The organism is Polynucleobacter sp. AM-26B4, assembly GCF_018882285.1.
GTDB lineage: Bacteria > Pseudomonadota > Gammaproteobacteria > Burkholderiales > Burkholderiaceae > Polynucleobacter.
Genome location: NZ_JACVOT010000001.1, coordinates 18,526 through 33,566, shown reverse-complemented (window position 1 = coordinate 33,566; position 15,041 = coordinate 18,526). Strand labels below are relative to the sequence as shown.

Below are 15,041 nucleotides of genomic sequence, written 5' to 3'. Positions count from 1 at the left end.
TAGAATACGAGATTATGGCAGACGTATTTAAGACAGTACTCATTGGGCACTCGGCAGAGAGAATGTATAACTTGGTGATTGATGTGGCCAAGTATCAAGAGTTTCTTCCGTGGTGCGGTGGAGTTGAGATCTATGAGCAAACAGAAGAAATTCTGGATGCAAAAATACACATCAAATTTAAAGGTTTGGATCAGTTCTTTCACACCAGAAATACCAATGTCAGACCAAATTCAATCGATATGAGCTTCGTGGATGGCCCTTTTAAGAAGTTTCATGGCAATTGGCGCTTTACCCCTCTAAAAGAGAATGCTTGCAAGATTGAGTTCCAACTACATTATGAGTTTGAGAGTCTCTTGCTCGAAAAGATCATTGGGCCTGTTTTTGGCATCATTGCTGGCACTTTTGTCGACGGCTTTGTGAAGCGTGCTGACCAAGTATATGGGGCTGCTTGATGCCAATTTTGGGCTTATTGTTGTGTGATAGTCGCTCAGGTGAGCCTGTTTTGAAAGAGGTTCAGGTGACTTTTTCCCCTGATCAGCCAGTGACTGTTGGACAGGCCCTGATTCAGCTGAAGATCGCATCCTCGCCAAAAGACCCTGAAATTGCCAGAAAAGGGTGTTTTGGGGTCTTTGGTAAACGCAAGGATTGGGATAGTCCTATTTACGAGGGGGATCGCTTGGAGCTATACAGCCCGCTGTTGATTGACCCAATGGCAGCAAGGCGTAAAAAGGCTCATCAGAATCAAGATGCCAAATTGCAGGCCAAAGCCGCAGACCGAAAAGGGCGTTTTTTGAGCAAATAATCATAAAACCTCTATAATTCGCTTTTGCGCATAGGGGTTTTGCATGAGGCTCATCCAAAAAGCACTCACATTTGACGACGTGCTTCTCGTTCCCGCTTATTCAGCGGTTCTTCCACGTGATACTCAGTTGGGTACTCAACTGACACGCGATATTTCGATCAACATTCCTTTGGTATCAGCTGCCATGGACACTGTCACAGAAGGCCGTTTAGCCATTGTGATGGCCCAAGAGGGTGGTGTTGGCATCATTCATAAGAACTTAACGCCTGCTGAGCAAGCTCGTGAAGTTGCCAAGGTCAAGCGTTACGAATCAGGTGTTTTAAGAGATCCGATCACCATTTCACCAGAGATGACTGTTCGTGATGTGATTCATCTGTCAAAAGAACACGGTTTTTCAGGCTTCCCGGTTTTACAGGGCAAGAAAGTTGTTGGCATCATCACCAACCGTGACTTGCGCTTCGAAGAAGATTTAGACGCCAAAGTCAGCGAAAAAATGACACCGAAAGATCGTTTGGTCACCATCAAAGAAGGTTCTCCTCCAGAGGAAGCCAAGCGTTTGATGAACAAACATCGTTTAGAGCGAGTTTTGGTTGTTGACGACAATTTTGAATTGCGCGGTTTGGTCACTGTCAAAGATATTCTAAAAGCCAAAGAACATCCATTGGCGAGTAAAGATGGTCGTGGTCAATTGATTGCTGGTGCCGCTGTCGGTGTAGGCCCAGACAATGATGAGCGCATTGAGCTCTTGGCTAAGGCTGGAGTCGACGTGATCGTGGTTGATACTGCTCACGGCCACAGTCAAGGCGTTTTAGATCGCGTTAAATGGGTTAAAAAGAACTATCCTCAGATCCAAGTGATTGGCGGCAATATTGCCACTGGTGAAGCTGCTAAAGCATTGGTGGCTCACGGTGCTGATGGTGTCAAGGTCGGTATTGGCCCTGGCTCAATTTGTACGACTCGTATTGTTGCGGGCGTGGGTGTGCCTCAGATCACTGCGGTTGTGAATGTTTCAGAAGCCTTAAAGGGCACCGGAGTTCCATTGATTGCTGATGGTGGTATCCGTTACTCAGGTGATATTTCTAAAGCTTTGGCTGCAGGTGCTCATTGCGTGATGATGGGTGGTATGTTTGCTGGTACTGAAGAAGCGCCAGGCGAGGTTTTCTTGTACCAAGGTCGCTCATACAAGAGCTATCGTGGCATGGGTTCTGTAGGCGCTATGAAAGATGGTGCAGCAGATCGTTACTTCCAAGAAGACAACAGTGCCAACGTAGATAAACTCGTTCCTGAAGGCATTGAAGGGCGCGTTCCTTATAAAGGTAGCGTGTTAGCGATTGTTCATCAGTTAACCGGTGGTATTCGTTCTTCGATGGGTTACTGTGGTTGCAAGACGATTGCTGAATTGCATGAAAAAGCAGGATTCGTTGAGATCACTTCAGCCGGTATGCGTGAGTCTCACGTTCATGACGTGCAAATCACCAAAGAAGCACCTAACTACCATATCGACTAATTAGCCACTTAGGATTACTGTGCACGACAAGATTTTAATTTTGGACTTTGGGTCCCAAGTGACCCAATTGATTGCAAGACGAGTGCGTGATTCACGCGTTTATTCTGAAATCCATCCGTACGATGTAGATCCAAGCTTCATTGAAAAGTTCGTCAAAGAACAAGGTTGCAAAGGCATTATTTTGTCTGGTGGCCCAAGTTCTGTGACAGAAGGTGATACACCTCGTGCCCCAGAAATTGTCTTCAATCTTGGCGTACCAGTCTTGGGTATTTGTTATGGCATGCAAACCATGGCGGCTCAGTTGGGTGGCAAAGTTGCCTCAGCAGAGTCCCTAGGTAAATCTCGTGAATTTGGTTACGCTGAAGTGCGTGCCCGTGGCCACACAAAATTATTAGAAAACATTCAGGACTTCACAACACCAGAAGGTCATGGCATGTTGAAGGTGTGGATGAGTCATGGTGATTCTGTGACTGAGTTACCAGCAGGCTTTAAGTTAATGGCATCTACAGACTCATGTCCTATTGCTGGCATGGCTGATGAAGACCGTCGCTTTTATGCTGTTCAATTCCACCCAGAAGTAACCCACACTATTTTAGGCACAGCGATCATTGAGCGCTTTGTGCATCAGATTTGTGCCTGCGGTACCGATTGGGTGATGGGTGATTACATCGCTGAAGCTGTTGAAAGTATTCGCAAACAGGTTGGTAGTGATGAAGTGATTCTAGGTTTATCTGGTGGTGTTGATTCAAGTGTTGCTGCCGCTCTGATTCATCGTGCGATTGGGCAACAGCTGACGTGTGTATTCGTTGATCATGGTTTGCTTCGTTTGAACGAAGGCAAGATGGTCATGGACATGTTTGCTAAGAATTTGGGCGTGAAGGTGATCCATGTGGATGCGACTGCTCAGTTCATGGGCAAGTTAGCCGGTGTTTCTGATCCCGAAGCCAAGCGCAAAATCATCGGTAAAGAATTTGTTGAAGTTTTCCAAGTTGAATCAGGCAAGATCAAGAATGCAAAATGGTTGGCTCAAGGCACCATTTATCCTGATGTGATTGAGTCAGCGGGCAAAGGTAAGAAGGGCGCTCATACCATCAAGAGTCACCACAACGTGGGTGGCTTACCTGATGACATGAAGCTTTCATTGCTAGAACCTTTGCGTGAACTGTTCAAAGATGAGGTTCGTGCTTTGGGCGTTGCATTAGGCCTACCTCCAGAGATGGTCTATCGCCATCCTTTCCCAGGTCCTGGTTTGGGCGTGCGTATTTTGGGCGAAGTTAAAAAAGACTTTGCCGATTTATTGCGTAGAGCCGATGCAATTTTTATTGAAGAGCTGCGCTCAACCATTGATGAAAACAGCGGCAAGTCTTGGTATGACTTAACCAGCCAAGCGTTTGCAGTGTTCTTGCCAGTAAAGTCAGTGGGCGTGATGGGTGATGGTAGAACGTATGAGTATGTTGTGGCATTGCGTGCTGTTCAAACTCAAGACTTCATGACTGCTCATTGGGCGCATTTGCCGCATGACTTATTGGGACGCGTGTCCAATCGAATCATCAATGAAGTGCGCGGTATCAATCGCGTGGTGTACGACATCAGCGGCAAGCCACCAGCAACAATCGAGTGGGAATAACAGGGAATCATTTCCCTGATTTTGGCATGAGGGTTCTCAGTCTCATTCCACCCATGACGCAATTAAATACGCCGTATCCTTCTACGGCCTATATCACTGGTTTTTTACGTTCTCACGGTATCGATGCAAGACAGGATGATTTAGCACTGTCTTTGGTACTCAGCTTTTTCTCCAAACATGGCTTGGCAGAGGTTCATGAAGCAGCTCTGTCTATTCCTGAAGAAAATCGCAGTGCAACGATTAATTTTTTCCTAGATTATTTCGAAAATTATCAAAGCAGCATTGAACCCACCATCAAATATTTGCAGGGTGGTGATAGTACTTTGAGTCATCGCATCAACAGTCGTTCATTTTTACCAGAAGGCCCAAGATTTCAAGCTTTGGATTCTTATGACGATGATGGTTCAGGCGATTCTCTTTCTTGGGCATTCGGTGCCTTAGGTGCTGAAGATAGAGCAAGACATTTGGCCACGCTTTATTTGAATGATTTATCAGATGTCTTGCGTGATGCCGTCGATGATCGCTTTGAGTTTGTCCGGTACGCTGAATCATTAGCTGGTAGTCAGCCAAGTTTTGACCCATTAGCCAATGCTTTGCAAGCAAAGCCAACCTTGATGGATGAGCATTTGAGATCTTTGACCACCGAGCAAATTGAAAAGCACGCGCCGAATCTGGTGTTGCTTTCTGTGCCTTTCCCGGGATCGGTTTATGCAGCCTTGAGAATTGCTCAAGTGATCAAAGAAAAATATCCATCGATCAAAATCGCTTTGGGTGGTGGCTATGTCAACACGGAATTGCGAGAGTTAACAGAAGCAAGAGTCTTTGATTATGTTGATTTCATCACCTTAGATTCTGGCGAACGTCCTTTATTAGCCTTGATTGAACACTTGAATGGCAAACGTGGCATCAATCGTTTGGTTAGAACTTTTGTCCGTAATGAGAGCGGGCAGGTTCAATACATTCAGTGGGCCGAACCTGATGTGCCTTTTGAAGAGGTTGGTACAGCCACTTGGGATGGCTTGCCTTTAGGGTCTTATTTATCACTCTTGGACATGCTCAATCCAATGCATCGTTTATGGAGTGATGGCCGTTGGAATAAATTAACAGTAGCCCATGGTTGCTATTGGAAAAAATGCAGCTTTTGTGATGTCAGTCTTGATTACATCTCTCGCTATGAAACTGCATCAGCATCATTGCTGGTAGATCGCATTGAACAAATTGTGGCTGAAACAGGGCAAACAGGTTTTCATTTTGTGGATGAGGCGGCACCACCAAAGATACTAAAAGCTTTGGCGGAAGAGTTGATTCGACGCAAGGTGGTGATTTCTTGGTGGGGCAATATTCGTTTTGAAAAAACCTTTACGCCAGAGCTGGCTGAGTTATTAGCTGAAAGTGGCTGTATAGCGATGTCAGGTGGCTTGGAAGTTGCCTCTGATCGCTTATTGGCTTTGATGGAAAAAGGTGTGACTGTTGAACAGGTGGCAAGGGTCACCAAGAGCTTCTCTGATGTTGGCATCTTGGTTCATGCCTATTTGATGCATGGCTTTCCAACTCAAACTGTTCAAGAAACAGTTGATTCATTGGAGTATGTGCGTCAGCTATTTGAGAACGGCTGCATCCAGAGCGGCTTCTTCCATCGATTCACCTGCACGGTACATTCACCGGTTGGTAAAAATCCTGAGGCCTATGGCATTAAGCTAATTCCGCTGCCAGAGATCACTTTTGCGAAAAACGATATTGGCTTCATAGATCCAACGGGTGCTGATCATGATGCCTTAGGGCAGGGCTTGAAGAAGGCCATTTATAACTACATGCATGGTGTTGGCTTTGAAGCAGACATCAGAAGCTGGTTTGATTTGCAAGAGCCTGTCCCTAAGAGCACTGTTTCAAGGCAATTTATTGCCAAAGCTTTACAACTCTGACCCCCAGATATTCTTTACAATATGCAATATTGCAAAACCTTTAGGATTGAATGACTTACAGTGTTAAAGAGATCTTTTTGACGCTTCAGGGCGAAGGTGCTCACGCTGGTCGTGCGGCAGTGTTTTGTCGTTTTAGCGGATGTAATCTCTGGTCTGGTCGTGAAGAAGATCGCACTTCGGCTGTTTGCCAATTTTGCGATACCGATTTTGTTGGCACGGATGGTGAAGGTGGAGGTAAGTTTGAATCTGCAGAGCTCTTAGCCAAAGCCATTGATCAAATGTGGGGTTTGGGTGACCCGCATCATAAGTATGTTGTTTTCACAGGTGGCGAGCCATTGCTCCAATTAGATGATGTTTTAATCCAAGCTCTTCATGCTCAAGGCTTTAAGATTGCCATTGAAACCAATGGCACGATCAGAGTACCTGCCGGCATTGATTGGGTTTGTGTGAGCCCTAAGCATGATGCAGACTTGGTTCAGGTGCAAGGCGATGAACTTAAATTGGTCATCCCTCAAGCTGGACATGCAGGGCAGCTGCCTCAATTATTGGCTCGTTTTGAAAAGATGTCTTTTAAGCATCATTTTTTACAGGCTCTGGATGGTCCAAATAAAGAAGCCAATACTGAATTAGCCATTAAAATCTGTCAGTCACGCCCTTTATGGCGTTTAAGCACTCAAACACACAAGTTATTAGGTATTCGCTAGGCAAGCGCGATCATGAATAAGAAAATTGAAATCACCCGTAAATTAGAGTTCGACGCTGGTCATCGCATACCGCACCATGATGGCCATTGTCGTCATATTCACGGGCACCGTTATGTGATTGAAGTCACTTTGATGGGCAATGTATTGAATCATCAAGGTCACGGTGATGATGGCATGGTTTTGGATTTTGGCGATATCAAAAAAATCACCAATGAAGCCATTGTTCAACAGTGGGACCATGCCTTTTTGGTAGCCAAAGAGGATGTGGCTTTGGTTAATTTTTTGGCCACCATTCCCGGACATAAAACCGTTGTTTTGAACTCCATCCCAACGGTTGAAAATTTGGCCCAAAAAGCATTTGCGACTTTAGATCCGATTTTTAAAGATAGATTTGGCGGTCGTTTGAATCTCAGTCGTTTGCGTTTATACGAAACTCCTAACTGCTGGGCAGATGTTCATGCCTAATGAGCAAGATGCAGAGTTCATGAAGATGGCTCTGATGCAAGCTCATCTTGCGCGCGACGCTGGCGAGGTTCCGGTAGGGGCTGTTCTTGTAGCAAACCAGCAAGTGATTGCCACTGGCCATAATCAGCCCATCGTTCATCATGATCCCAGTGCCCACGCTGAGATTGTGACTTTGAAAGCTGCTGGTGCGGCCTTAAGTAATTACAGATTGCCTGAAACAACCCTTTACGTTACCTTGGAGCCTTGCATGATGTGTTGTGGTGCCATCATGCATGCCAGGGTCTCTCGATTAGTTTATGGTGCATCTGATGCTAAAACAGGTTGTGTGCACAGTGTCATGAAGCTGTTTGACAATACCCAGCTAAATCACCATACAATGGTTGAAGGTGGTGTGTTGGCAGACGAATGCGCCCAAGTATTGAAAGACTTTTTTAAAGAACGCAGAGCTAATGCTTGATTAAAAAATTCAATAAATAAATTTAGATAGATAAATACGTTTTATGAAACTTCACCTCATTGCTCCTTCAGGCTCATTGCCAGACCCTCAGGTTTTGGCCAATGGTGAGGCTTGGTTCAAAAAGCAGGGCATTGAGGTTAAAAATCTTGCATGCGGTAACAGACAATTTCAGCGATTTGCTGGAACTGATCAAGAGCGTTTAGATGAGATCAATCAGTTAGCAAATCTTTCACCTGATCATGTGGCGATGTCTTTGCGTGGCGGCTATGGATTAAGTCGCTTGCTAAATCGAATCGATTGGCAGGGAATCGCCAAGCAAGTCAAACAAGGTTTAAAAATTGTTGGTCATAGTGACTTCACAGCTTTTAACTTAGGCTTGTTTGCCAAAACTGGGACTCCTAGTTTTGCTGGTCCGATGTTCAGCTATGATTTTTGTGGTGATGTATCTGATCTGACCTGGAAACATTTCCAAGATGCCATGACCAAGTCATCCATTGAGATTGAAGTGGTCAGCCCGCAAGTCATGTCCTCATCTATTGGTATCACTGCTGATGATAAAGCTGTTCTTTGGGGTGGCAATCTCACGATGTTGACCTCACTATTGGGCACAGGGTTCTTTCCGTCCATAGATCAAGTCAGGGGTGGAATTCTGTTTATCGAAGACGTGAATGAACATCCGTACAGGATTGAGCGCATGCTCCATCAACTGATTGATGCTGGTTATTTGGGCCAACAAAAAGCTATATTGATGGGTGATGTTTCATCCTATCGCTTGAGTGATGTTGATCGTGGCTATGACCTCAATGCAGCGATTGACTCCATCAGGCAGCGATTGGGGCAGCAAACACCGATACTGACTGGCTTGGCCTTTGGGCATTGTCCTGATAAGCTAACTCTGCCAGTAGGTCGATATGCCAGCCTCTCAGCCTCATCAGATGCTTTTATTTTGAAGGCAAATTGCGCCTGATTCAGCGCTTGCAGTAGATTCTCGGCTTGACCCTCATGGATTGGTTAAAATAGATGACTTTGGTCCTCTCACACTTTTACAGGCTAATAACGTGCTTTCAGCAGCAAATATCACCATGCAGTTCGGGGCGAAGCCCTTATTTGAAAACATTTCAGTCAAATTTGGTGGCGGTAATCGCTATGGTTTGATCGGTGCGAATGGTTGTGGCAAGTCCACATTCATGAAGATCCTTGGTTCAGATCTTGAACCCTCAGCCGGTAACGTTTCTTTAGAGCCAAATATTCGTTTGGGTAAGTTGCGCCAGGACCAGTTTGCCTATGAAGATAAGCGTGTGTTGGATGTGGTGATGATGGGCCATGAAGACATGTGGAATGCAGCGGCTGAGCGTGATGCGCTTTACGCCAATCCAGATGCCACAGATGAAGATTACATGCGTGCAGCAGAATTAGAAACTAAGTTTGCTGAGTACGGTGGTTACACAGCGGAAGCCAGAGCAGGGGAGTTGCTTTTAGGTATTGGTATTCCGACTGAGCAACACAATGGCCCGATGAGTGAAGTGGCTCCTGGTTGGAAGTTGCGTGTACTTTTGGCCCAAGCCTTGTTCTCTGATCCGGATGTGTTGTTGCTTGATGAGCCAACCAACAACTTGGACATTCACTCGATTCATTGGTTAGAAGATATTCTGAATGCCAGAAATAGCACGATGATCATCATTTCTCACGATCGTCACTTTTTGAACGCTGTTTGTTCACATATGGCCGACATGGACTTCGGTACATTGACGGTCTATCCAGGCAATTACGATTCATACATGTTGGCTTCAATGCAAGCCAGAAGCCAGCAGTTAGCGAATAACGCCAAGGCCAAAGAGAAGATTGAAGAGCTTCAAGCGTTCGTGCGCCGCTTCTCTGCGAATGCTTCTAAAGCACGTCAAGCAACCTCTCGCCAACGTCAGTTAGAGAAAATTGAAGTGGCTGAAATCAAACCATCTTCTCGTCAGAATCCATTCATTCGTTTTGAGTTTGAAAAGAAATTACACAACATCGTTGTTGAATGTGATGCTTTAAGCAAAACTTATGAACGCAATATTTTCAAAAACTTCAAGTTGATGATTCGCCCTGGCGAAAAAGTTGCCATCATTGGTGAAAACGGCGCTGGTAAAACAACTTTATTGAAATCAATTTTGAGTGAAAAGTTTGGCGGTATCGCAGTTGATGCTGGCACTGTGAAGTGGTCAGAAAATGCTGATGTGGGTTATATGCCTCAAGATACCAGCGAGTGCTTCCCACAAGACATGACTTTGTTGGAATGGATGGGGCAGTGGGGTAAGCCAGGTGATGATGATCAAATCATCAGGGGCACATTGGGCCGCTTGCTGTTCTCTGGTAATGACATTGGTAAGTCAGTGCGTGTGATTTCTGGTGGTGAAAAAGGGCGCATGATCTGGGGCAAACTCATGCTTCAGAAGCACAACATCTTAGCGATGGACGAGCCTACTAACCACATGGACATGGAATCGATTGAAAGCTTGCAAACATCATTAGAAAAGTATGATGGCACTGTGATCTTTGTTTCTCATGACCGTGAATTCATCACAGGTTTGGCAACAAGAATTTTAGAAATCAGAACAGATGGAACGGTGGCAGACTTTGAGGGCTCTTATGAAGAGTACTTGGCGAGCCAATCAATCGAAGGTTAATCTTTTCTGACGAAGCGCATGGCAGTGGCTTCATGAGTGATGCGGGTCCAAGTGGCCTGCTTTTCTTCTGGAGTCATAAAAACCCAGTTACAAACTTCAAGAGCAGTTCTTCCGCAACCTTGGCAGACTTCATCAAACAAAGTTGAGCAAATGCCAATGCAAGGAGAGTCCAGATTATCTGGATTAATTGCTAAGGGCACAGCAGGGCTTGAATCAGGATTGTTTGAGTTTGTCATTGGGTTTTACATTTAACTGCCGTATTTATAACGCTTGGCATTGAAGAATTTCATTTCCTCTTGTCCAAGCACCAGTTTTAGGAATAAAACTGATAGCAGATAGTTCGGCCTTACCTGAGCAGTTTAGATCAAAATAACTGATCGGACCTAAACTGCCACAGAAGTTGTAGTTCTGTTGATTTACCTTCATCGATGAACCTTCTAAAATCATCGTGAGTGGTTTTTCATCTGGATTACTTGGGTCTTTTTTGCAGTGCCAAGTAACGTAATCATTTCTATCGCAGGCTGTGATGGCCAGTGATACAAGAAGATAAATAGGTAATTTTTTTAAAAACATGTCCACGAATATAGCTCAATCTCATACAACCCGTGAATCTTGGCTTCAGGCGGCCGTTCATTCCCTGGAACCGATTTTTTCAAAAGCTGGTTTTGCGATTCCACCAGTCAAAGTCTCTTGTGGTTGGCCAGCTTCTAGTAGCCCAAGAACAACGCTTGGTCAGTGTTGGCCAAAAGAGCGTTCAGGCGATATGGTCAATGAGATTTTTGTTTCACCAAAACTAGAAGACCCTGTAGAAGTTTTAGATACCTTGGTTCATGAGCTATGTCATGCGGTGGATGATTGTCACAGTGGTCACGGTGAAGACTTTAAAGAAATCGCTCATTGCGTGGGTCTTGAAGGTCCGGCAAGAAGTGCACATGCCACTGAAGAATTGACAGTGCGTTTGATGATGATTGCAGAAAGACTAGGGCAGTACCCACACAAAGCAATCGTTTTCCCACCGCCAAGAGCAAACAATACTCAGAAGGCCAAAGCCAAATGCGGGCAGTGTGGTTATGAGGTGAGCTTACTCAAGAAATGGGCCAGCATGGGTGCGCCCATCTGTCCTAAAGACAATATCCGAATGGAAGAAGTTGTCACAGACTTGATTTCTGAAACTCCAGAAGAAGAGTTTGCTCGCAAAGAGAAAGAAAAAGAGATCAAGCGTGCTGTTTGCTAGTGCAAACAGGCCTGTAAATTAGCGCTGGATTAATTCAATCTTATAGCCATCTGGGTCTTGCACAAAGGCAATCAATGTATTGCCGCCTTTGACTGGGCCAGCTTCACGAGTGACATTGCCACCAGCTACTTTGATGTCTTCACAGGTCTTATAGATATCTTTAACGCCAATGGCAATATGGCCATAGGCAGTGCCCATCTCATAATTGCTAACACCGTGGTTGTAAGTGAGTTCTATTTCAGTCTGTCCTGAGATATTGCCTTGTTCGTAGCCTACGAATGCCAATGAATAATCCATGCCAGGGCGCTCGGTTGTTCTTAATAAGTTCATGCCCATCACTTCGGTATAGAACTTGATTGATCGCTGGAGATCACCAACTCGAAGCATGGTGTGTAGTAATTGCATGGTTATTCTTTCTTTGTTGTGTAGCTTAAGTTCTTATATTTTTAAAGTCGTATTTAAATATACCAGCGCAAACTTGGTGCTGATCCTCTTTGGAACCAAACAATGGCATTTTGTTCGAAATGACGGGCTAATTGATCCGCCTCACCAAGTTCAATGCCCACCACTAATAGGCTCTTTTCCTTCCAAGCGCCCTTTGAATCTCCGCCTTGACCAAAGTAATAGGGTAGTTGTATTTCCAGAATGAGAGTTTCTAGCTCCTTCATCCGTGACTCATTCTCTTGCTCATCAATGCGCTGCCCGTTTGGATTACTCGCCGTGATGAAGCATGCAGATGACCTTTCATGCTTGGTCATTAGTTCTTCTATTTGTTGATTGGATTCATCAATCCTAAAACCAAGCTCAATATCCTGACCTGACACACTGGGGACTAAGACTGAGTAGTGGGCTTTTTGATAGATTTCCTGGAAATTCATCTTCTATTTCTTAGACTCATATTTCTTGTTTAACATAATAATGATTATGCGAATAAATGATAAAGCTGGTAAAGATACCCTAAACACCATAACCATTAAATATGGCCTATTTGACTTGAGACTTGTATGGCTTCTTATAGAGCTTTAGCCATCTGGACTTAAGGCCCTCAGCAATTTCACTCTGGTTATGTTGTTCCGCAAAATCAATCGCTGTCATCTTCACATTGTTCATCTTGGATAAGTCAGCATCACGCTCTAGCAATAACTTCACTACTTGAATATGACCGCCACGAGCAGCCATCATCAATGGAGTTGTCCGGTTTGGGCTTTCTGGATCCACATAGGCGTTCTTATCCAATAAATAAGCCACAATCTTTAAATGTCCATTGGTGGCTGCGTAATGCAAGGCTGACCAACCAGGCTTATTGATTTCAACCTGGCGTTTTTCAACCAAATAACGAACCAATTCCTCAGACCCTGTGTAAGAAGCAAGCATCACAGGTGTTTCACCAGCTAAATTGGGTCTTTCTAGGTCAATTGACGGCGTATCAATGAGTAATTTGGCCACATCCAGGGACTTTTCATTGATCGCGATGGTCAATGCTGAATTACCTTTGTCGTCCATGGCATTTGGGCTCATGCCGCTGGCCAAGGCTTTTTTAACTGCTTTCGCATCATTGAACTTCACATCACGCAAAAAACTGTCTACTTGATACTGCTGAGCTTGCGGCAATGTAGAACCAGGCGTTTGAGCATGAGCTAAGGAACCAGCCAATGAAATTACCGATATAAAACAGCATGTTGCAATATTTTTATACATTCAGGTTTAACTTTATTTAGATGTAAACAGTATAAATAAGGGCTTCAAAAGTACTTTAAATAGGTGCTTTAAAGAGTGTTTTGAAGTTATGGGTGGTGACTCTTGCAAGCTCTTCCACAGTGACGCCCTTCAAGTTCGCCACGAACTCCGCTACATGAGAGACCCAAGTTGGTTCATTGGTTTTACCTCTGTGCGGTATTGGAGCCAAATATGGTGAATCTGTTTCGATCAAAATTCTCTCTAAAGGAACTTGTTTACATGTTTCTTGAAGATCTTTGGCGCTCTTAAAAGTCACAATGCCTGAAAAAGAGATGTAAAACCCAAGCTCCATGGCTGCTTGTGCAACCTCCCAGCTTTCAGTAAAGCAATGCATCACCCCTGCTACTTTGCTAGCACCCTCTTCTTTCAGAATCTTGATGGTGTCTTCAGAAGCAGAGCGTGTGTGAATGATCAAAGGTTTATTGACCTTTAAAGCAGCGCGTATGTGCGTGCGAAAGCGATCTCTTTGCCATTCCATCTCTGCATAGGTTTTGTCGCCCATTCGATAATAATCAAGGCCGGTTTCACCAATGGCCAAGATCTTAGGGTGCTGAGCCAATTCAACCAATTGTTCTACTGTGGGTTCTGGAGTGTCTTCGTAATCTGGATGGGTCCCAACCGTGGCGAATAAATGGTCATGGGCTTCCGCCAAAGCCAAGACATTTGGAAAGTCAGGCATGTCTACGGAGATGCACAAAGCATTTTGTACTTTGGCTTCTTTCATGCGCGCCAAAATATTGGGCAAGTCTTCCTTGAATTCTGGGAAGTCTAGGTGGCAATGAGAATCAACAAACATAAATTGAGAGCTTCCAGTTAATCTTTAAATATTTCTTGATAACGAATCAAGAGTGCTTCAATTTGAACTCGATTCGCCAATGCGTGCAGCTCATGGCGTCTGGCATTCAACAAGATCTTCCAATAATCTGACAGCTTATGACTTCTAGCGGTTTTAGAACATTGTTCTAGGGATGACCTCCTAGATGGGTAATAACGTATTTGACCTGCATTTTGTTGACTCATTAAATCAGCCGTCCAGCGTTCCAAAGTCACTAACAACTCAGACATTGGGGCTTTGTGAATCACTTCTGCCGTTTGCAGCCAATTGATTTGAGATCCCTCGCCCAAAGCTTTGAGTAGTGGCTCAGCAATATCTTGTGCTGACTCCCCTGCTCCAGATAAACCCAGTAAGCGATCACGGGCATCCATGACCGCTCCACCCGCTTCACTCAATACTTTTTCAATCTCAGCTTGACTGGCTTTGATGCCTGCAGCTGCCAACTGTGTTGCTAACCAAGGCAAAGATACTTCTGCTGAAGGTCTTCCTAAAGCCAGCAATCGACAACGAGAACGAATCGTTGGCATGATGCGATCTAATCGATCGCTGACCAAGATAAACAAGGTACTCTCAGGGGGTTCTTCAAGAGTCTTTAATAGAGTATTGGCAGAAACTGGGTTCAGTGTTTCAACTGGGTTGATCAGGACCACTCTTTGGATGCCTCGATGCGGTGAGGTTGTAATGCCTTCCAAAGCGTCTCTGATTTGCTCAACTTTGATCACTGAGCTGGCTTTTTTATCCGCTTTCTCAGAATCGTCTTCTACCTTTTTCCTGCCTTTTTTGGGTTTTTCATCCAGACCATCGTCCCCTGCCATCTCTTCATTAGGCAATAAATGGGCTTGGCTCTCTGGAACAATCCCCAAAAAGTCAGGGTGATTGCCTGTATCAAACCAATGACAAGCTTCACACTGACAGCAAGGTTTTGTCGCTTGACTGGTTTCGCAGATCAAAGCTTTGGCCAAATGAAGGGCAAAGTCCATCTTGCCAATCCCGGTTTGTCCGTGCAACAGGATGGCATGAGGCATGTTGGCCAGATTCAATTCAGACCATGCTTGCTCGAACCAAGGATGAAGGGATTGCTTCAT

At 44.7% G+C, this 15,041-nt stretch carries 18 protein-coding genes; 11 read left to right on the top strand and 7 right to left on the bottom strand.

The features are described from left to right. The first annotated feature begins 14 nt into the window (after positions 1 to 14). From ICE88_RS00185 to ICE88_RS00140, 10 genes are all read left to right on the top strand, one after another. Positions 15 to 452 (top strand): type II toxin-antitoxin system RatA family toxin, encoded by a 438-nt coding sequence (locus tag ICE88_RS00185; protein ID WP_216248239.1) that lies wholly within the window; start codon positions 15 to 17, stop codon positions 450 to 452. Further along, the gene (locus ICE88_RS00180; protein ID WP_216248237.1) at positions 452 to 802 is read left to right on the top strand and encodes an RnfH family protein; all 351 of its coding nucleotides are present in this window, start codon (positions 452 to 454) and stop codon (positions 800 to 802) included. The genes ICE88_RS00185 and ICE88_RS00180 overlap by 1 nt, the downstream gene beginning before the upstream one ends. 43 nt (positions 803 to 845) lie before the next feature. Continuing rightward, entirely contained in the window at positions 846 to 2,309 is a 1,464-nt protein-coding gene (guaB, locus tag ICE88_RS00175; RefSeq protein WP_216248236.1) for an IMP dehydrogenase, read from the top strand. Between the two features lie 19 nt (positions 2,310 to 2,328). After that, positions 2,329 to 3,936, top strand: coding sequence for a glutamine-hydrolyzing GMP synthase (gene guaA, locus ICE88_RS00170; protein WP_216248235.1), 1,608 nt, complete (start codon positions 2,329 to 2,331; stop codon positions 3,934 to 3,936). A 53-nt stretch (positions 3,937 to 3,989) separates the two neighbouring features. Continuing rightward, a complete protein-coding gene (locus ICE88_RS00165; RefSeq protein WP_255535138.1) occupies positions 3,990 to 5,858 on the top strand; it encodes a radical SAM protein in 1,869 nt (622 codons plus the stop codon). Positions 5,859 to 5,908: 50 nt separating this feature from the next. Continuing rightward, entirely contained in the window at positions 5,909 to 6,562 is a 654-nt protein-coding gene (gene queE, locus ICE88_RS00160; RefSeq protein ID WP_216248233.1) for a 7-carboxy-7-deazaguanine synthase, read from the top strand. Positions 6,563 to 6,574: 12 nt separating this feature from the next. Then, on the top strand, positions 6,575 to 7,027 hold the full coding sequence (gene queD / locus ICE88_RS00155; RefSeq protein ID WP_216248232.1) for a 6-carboxytetrahydropterin synthase QueD: 453 nt from the start codon (positions 6,575 to 6,577) through the stop codon (positions 7,025 to 7,027). After that, positions 7,020 to 7,484 (top strand): tRNA adenosine(34) deaminase TadA, encoded by a 465-nt coding sequence (gene tadA / locus ICE88_RS00150; RefSeq protein WP_216248230.1) that lies wholly within the window; start codon positions 7,020 to 7,022, stop codon positions 7,482 to 7,484. Before queD ends, tadA begins: the two co-directional genes overlap by 8 nt. Positions 7,485 to 7,527: 43 nt before the next feature. Continuing rightward, positions 7,528 to 8,451, top strand: coding sequence for an LD-carboxypeptidase (locus tag ICE88_RS00145; protein ID WP_216248229.1), 924 nt, complete (start codon positions 7,528 to 7,530; stop codon positions 8,449 to 8,451). A gap of 91 nt (positions 8,452 to 8,542) precedes the next feature. Next, on the top strand, positions 8,543 to 10,150 hold the full coding sequence (locus ICE88_RS00140) for an ABC-F family ATPase (protein WP_216248228.1): 1,608 nt from the start codon (positions 8,543 to 8,545) through the stop codon (positions 10,148 to 10,150). On the opposite strand, the gene ICE88_RS00135 is transcribed toward ICE88_RS00140, so the two are convergent. Further along, positions 10,147 to 10,386: a DUF1289 domain-containing protein gene (locus ICE88_RS00135; RefSeq protein ID WP_216248227.1), complete on the bottom strand. Its 240-nt coding sequence runs from the start codon at positions 10,384 to 10,386 to the stop codon at positions 10,147 to 10,149. The two genes, ICE88_RS00140 and ICE88_RS00135, sit on opposite strands and share 4 nt — an antisense overlap. Before the next feature lie 25 nt (positions 10,387 to 10,411). After that, on the bottom strand, positions 10,412 to 10,723 hold the full coding sequence (locus ICE88_RS00130; protein WP_216248226.1) for a hypothetical protein: 312 nt from the start codon (positions 10,721 to 10,723) through the stop codon (positions 10,412 to 10,414). On the opposite strand from ICE88_RS00130, the gene ICE88_RS00125 reads away from it, so the two are divergent. Beyond that, positions 10,722 to 11,384 (top strand): SprT-like domain-containing protein, encoded by a 663-nt coding sequence (locus ICE88_RS00125; protein ID WP_216248225.1) that lies wholly within the window; start codon positions 10,722 to 10,724, stop codon positions 11,382 to 11,384. The genes ICE88_RS00130 and ICE88_RS00125 overlap by 2 nt on opposite strands. Positions 11,385 to 11,402: 18 nt before the next feature. Here ICE88_RS00125 and gloA read toward each other — a convergent pair whose 3' ends face one another. The 5 genes from gloA to holB form a co-directional block, all read right to left on the bottom strand. Then, a complete protein-coding gene (gene gloA / locus ICE88_RS00120) occupies positions 11,403 to 11,789 on the bottom strand; it encodes a lactoylglutathione lyase (protein WP_216248224.1) in 387 nt (128 codons plus the stop codon). A 53-nt stretch (positions 11,790 to 11,842) separates the two neighbouring features. Further along, a complete protein-coding gene (locus tag ICE88_RS00115; protein WP_216248223.1) occupies positions 11,843 to 12,262 on the bottom strand; it encodes a DUF3293 domain-containing protein in 420 nt (139 codons plus the stop codon). Between the two features lie 106 nt (positions 12,263 to 12,368). Continuing rightward, positions 12,369 to 13,037, bottom strand: coding sequence for an ankyrin repeat domain-containing protein (locus ICE88_RS00110; RefSeq protein WP_255535137.1), 669 nt, complete (start codon positions 13,035 to 13,037; stop codon positions 12,369 to 12,371). Between the two features lie 100 nt (positions 13,038 to 13,137). Further along, on the bottom strand, positions 13,138 to 13,917 hold the full coding sequence (locus ICE88_RS00105; RefSeq protein ID WP_216248219.1) for a TatD family hydrolase: 780 nt from the start codon (positions 13,915 to 13,917) through the stop codon (positions 13,138 to 13,140). 17 nt (positions 13,918 to 13,934) lie between these two features. Then, positions 13,935 to 15,041, bottom strand: a complete 1,107-nt coding sequence (gene holB / locus ICE88_RS00100; RefSeq protein WP_216248218.1) for a DNA polymerase III subunit delta' — start codon at positions 15,039 to 15,041, stop codon at positions 13,935 to 13,937.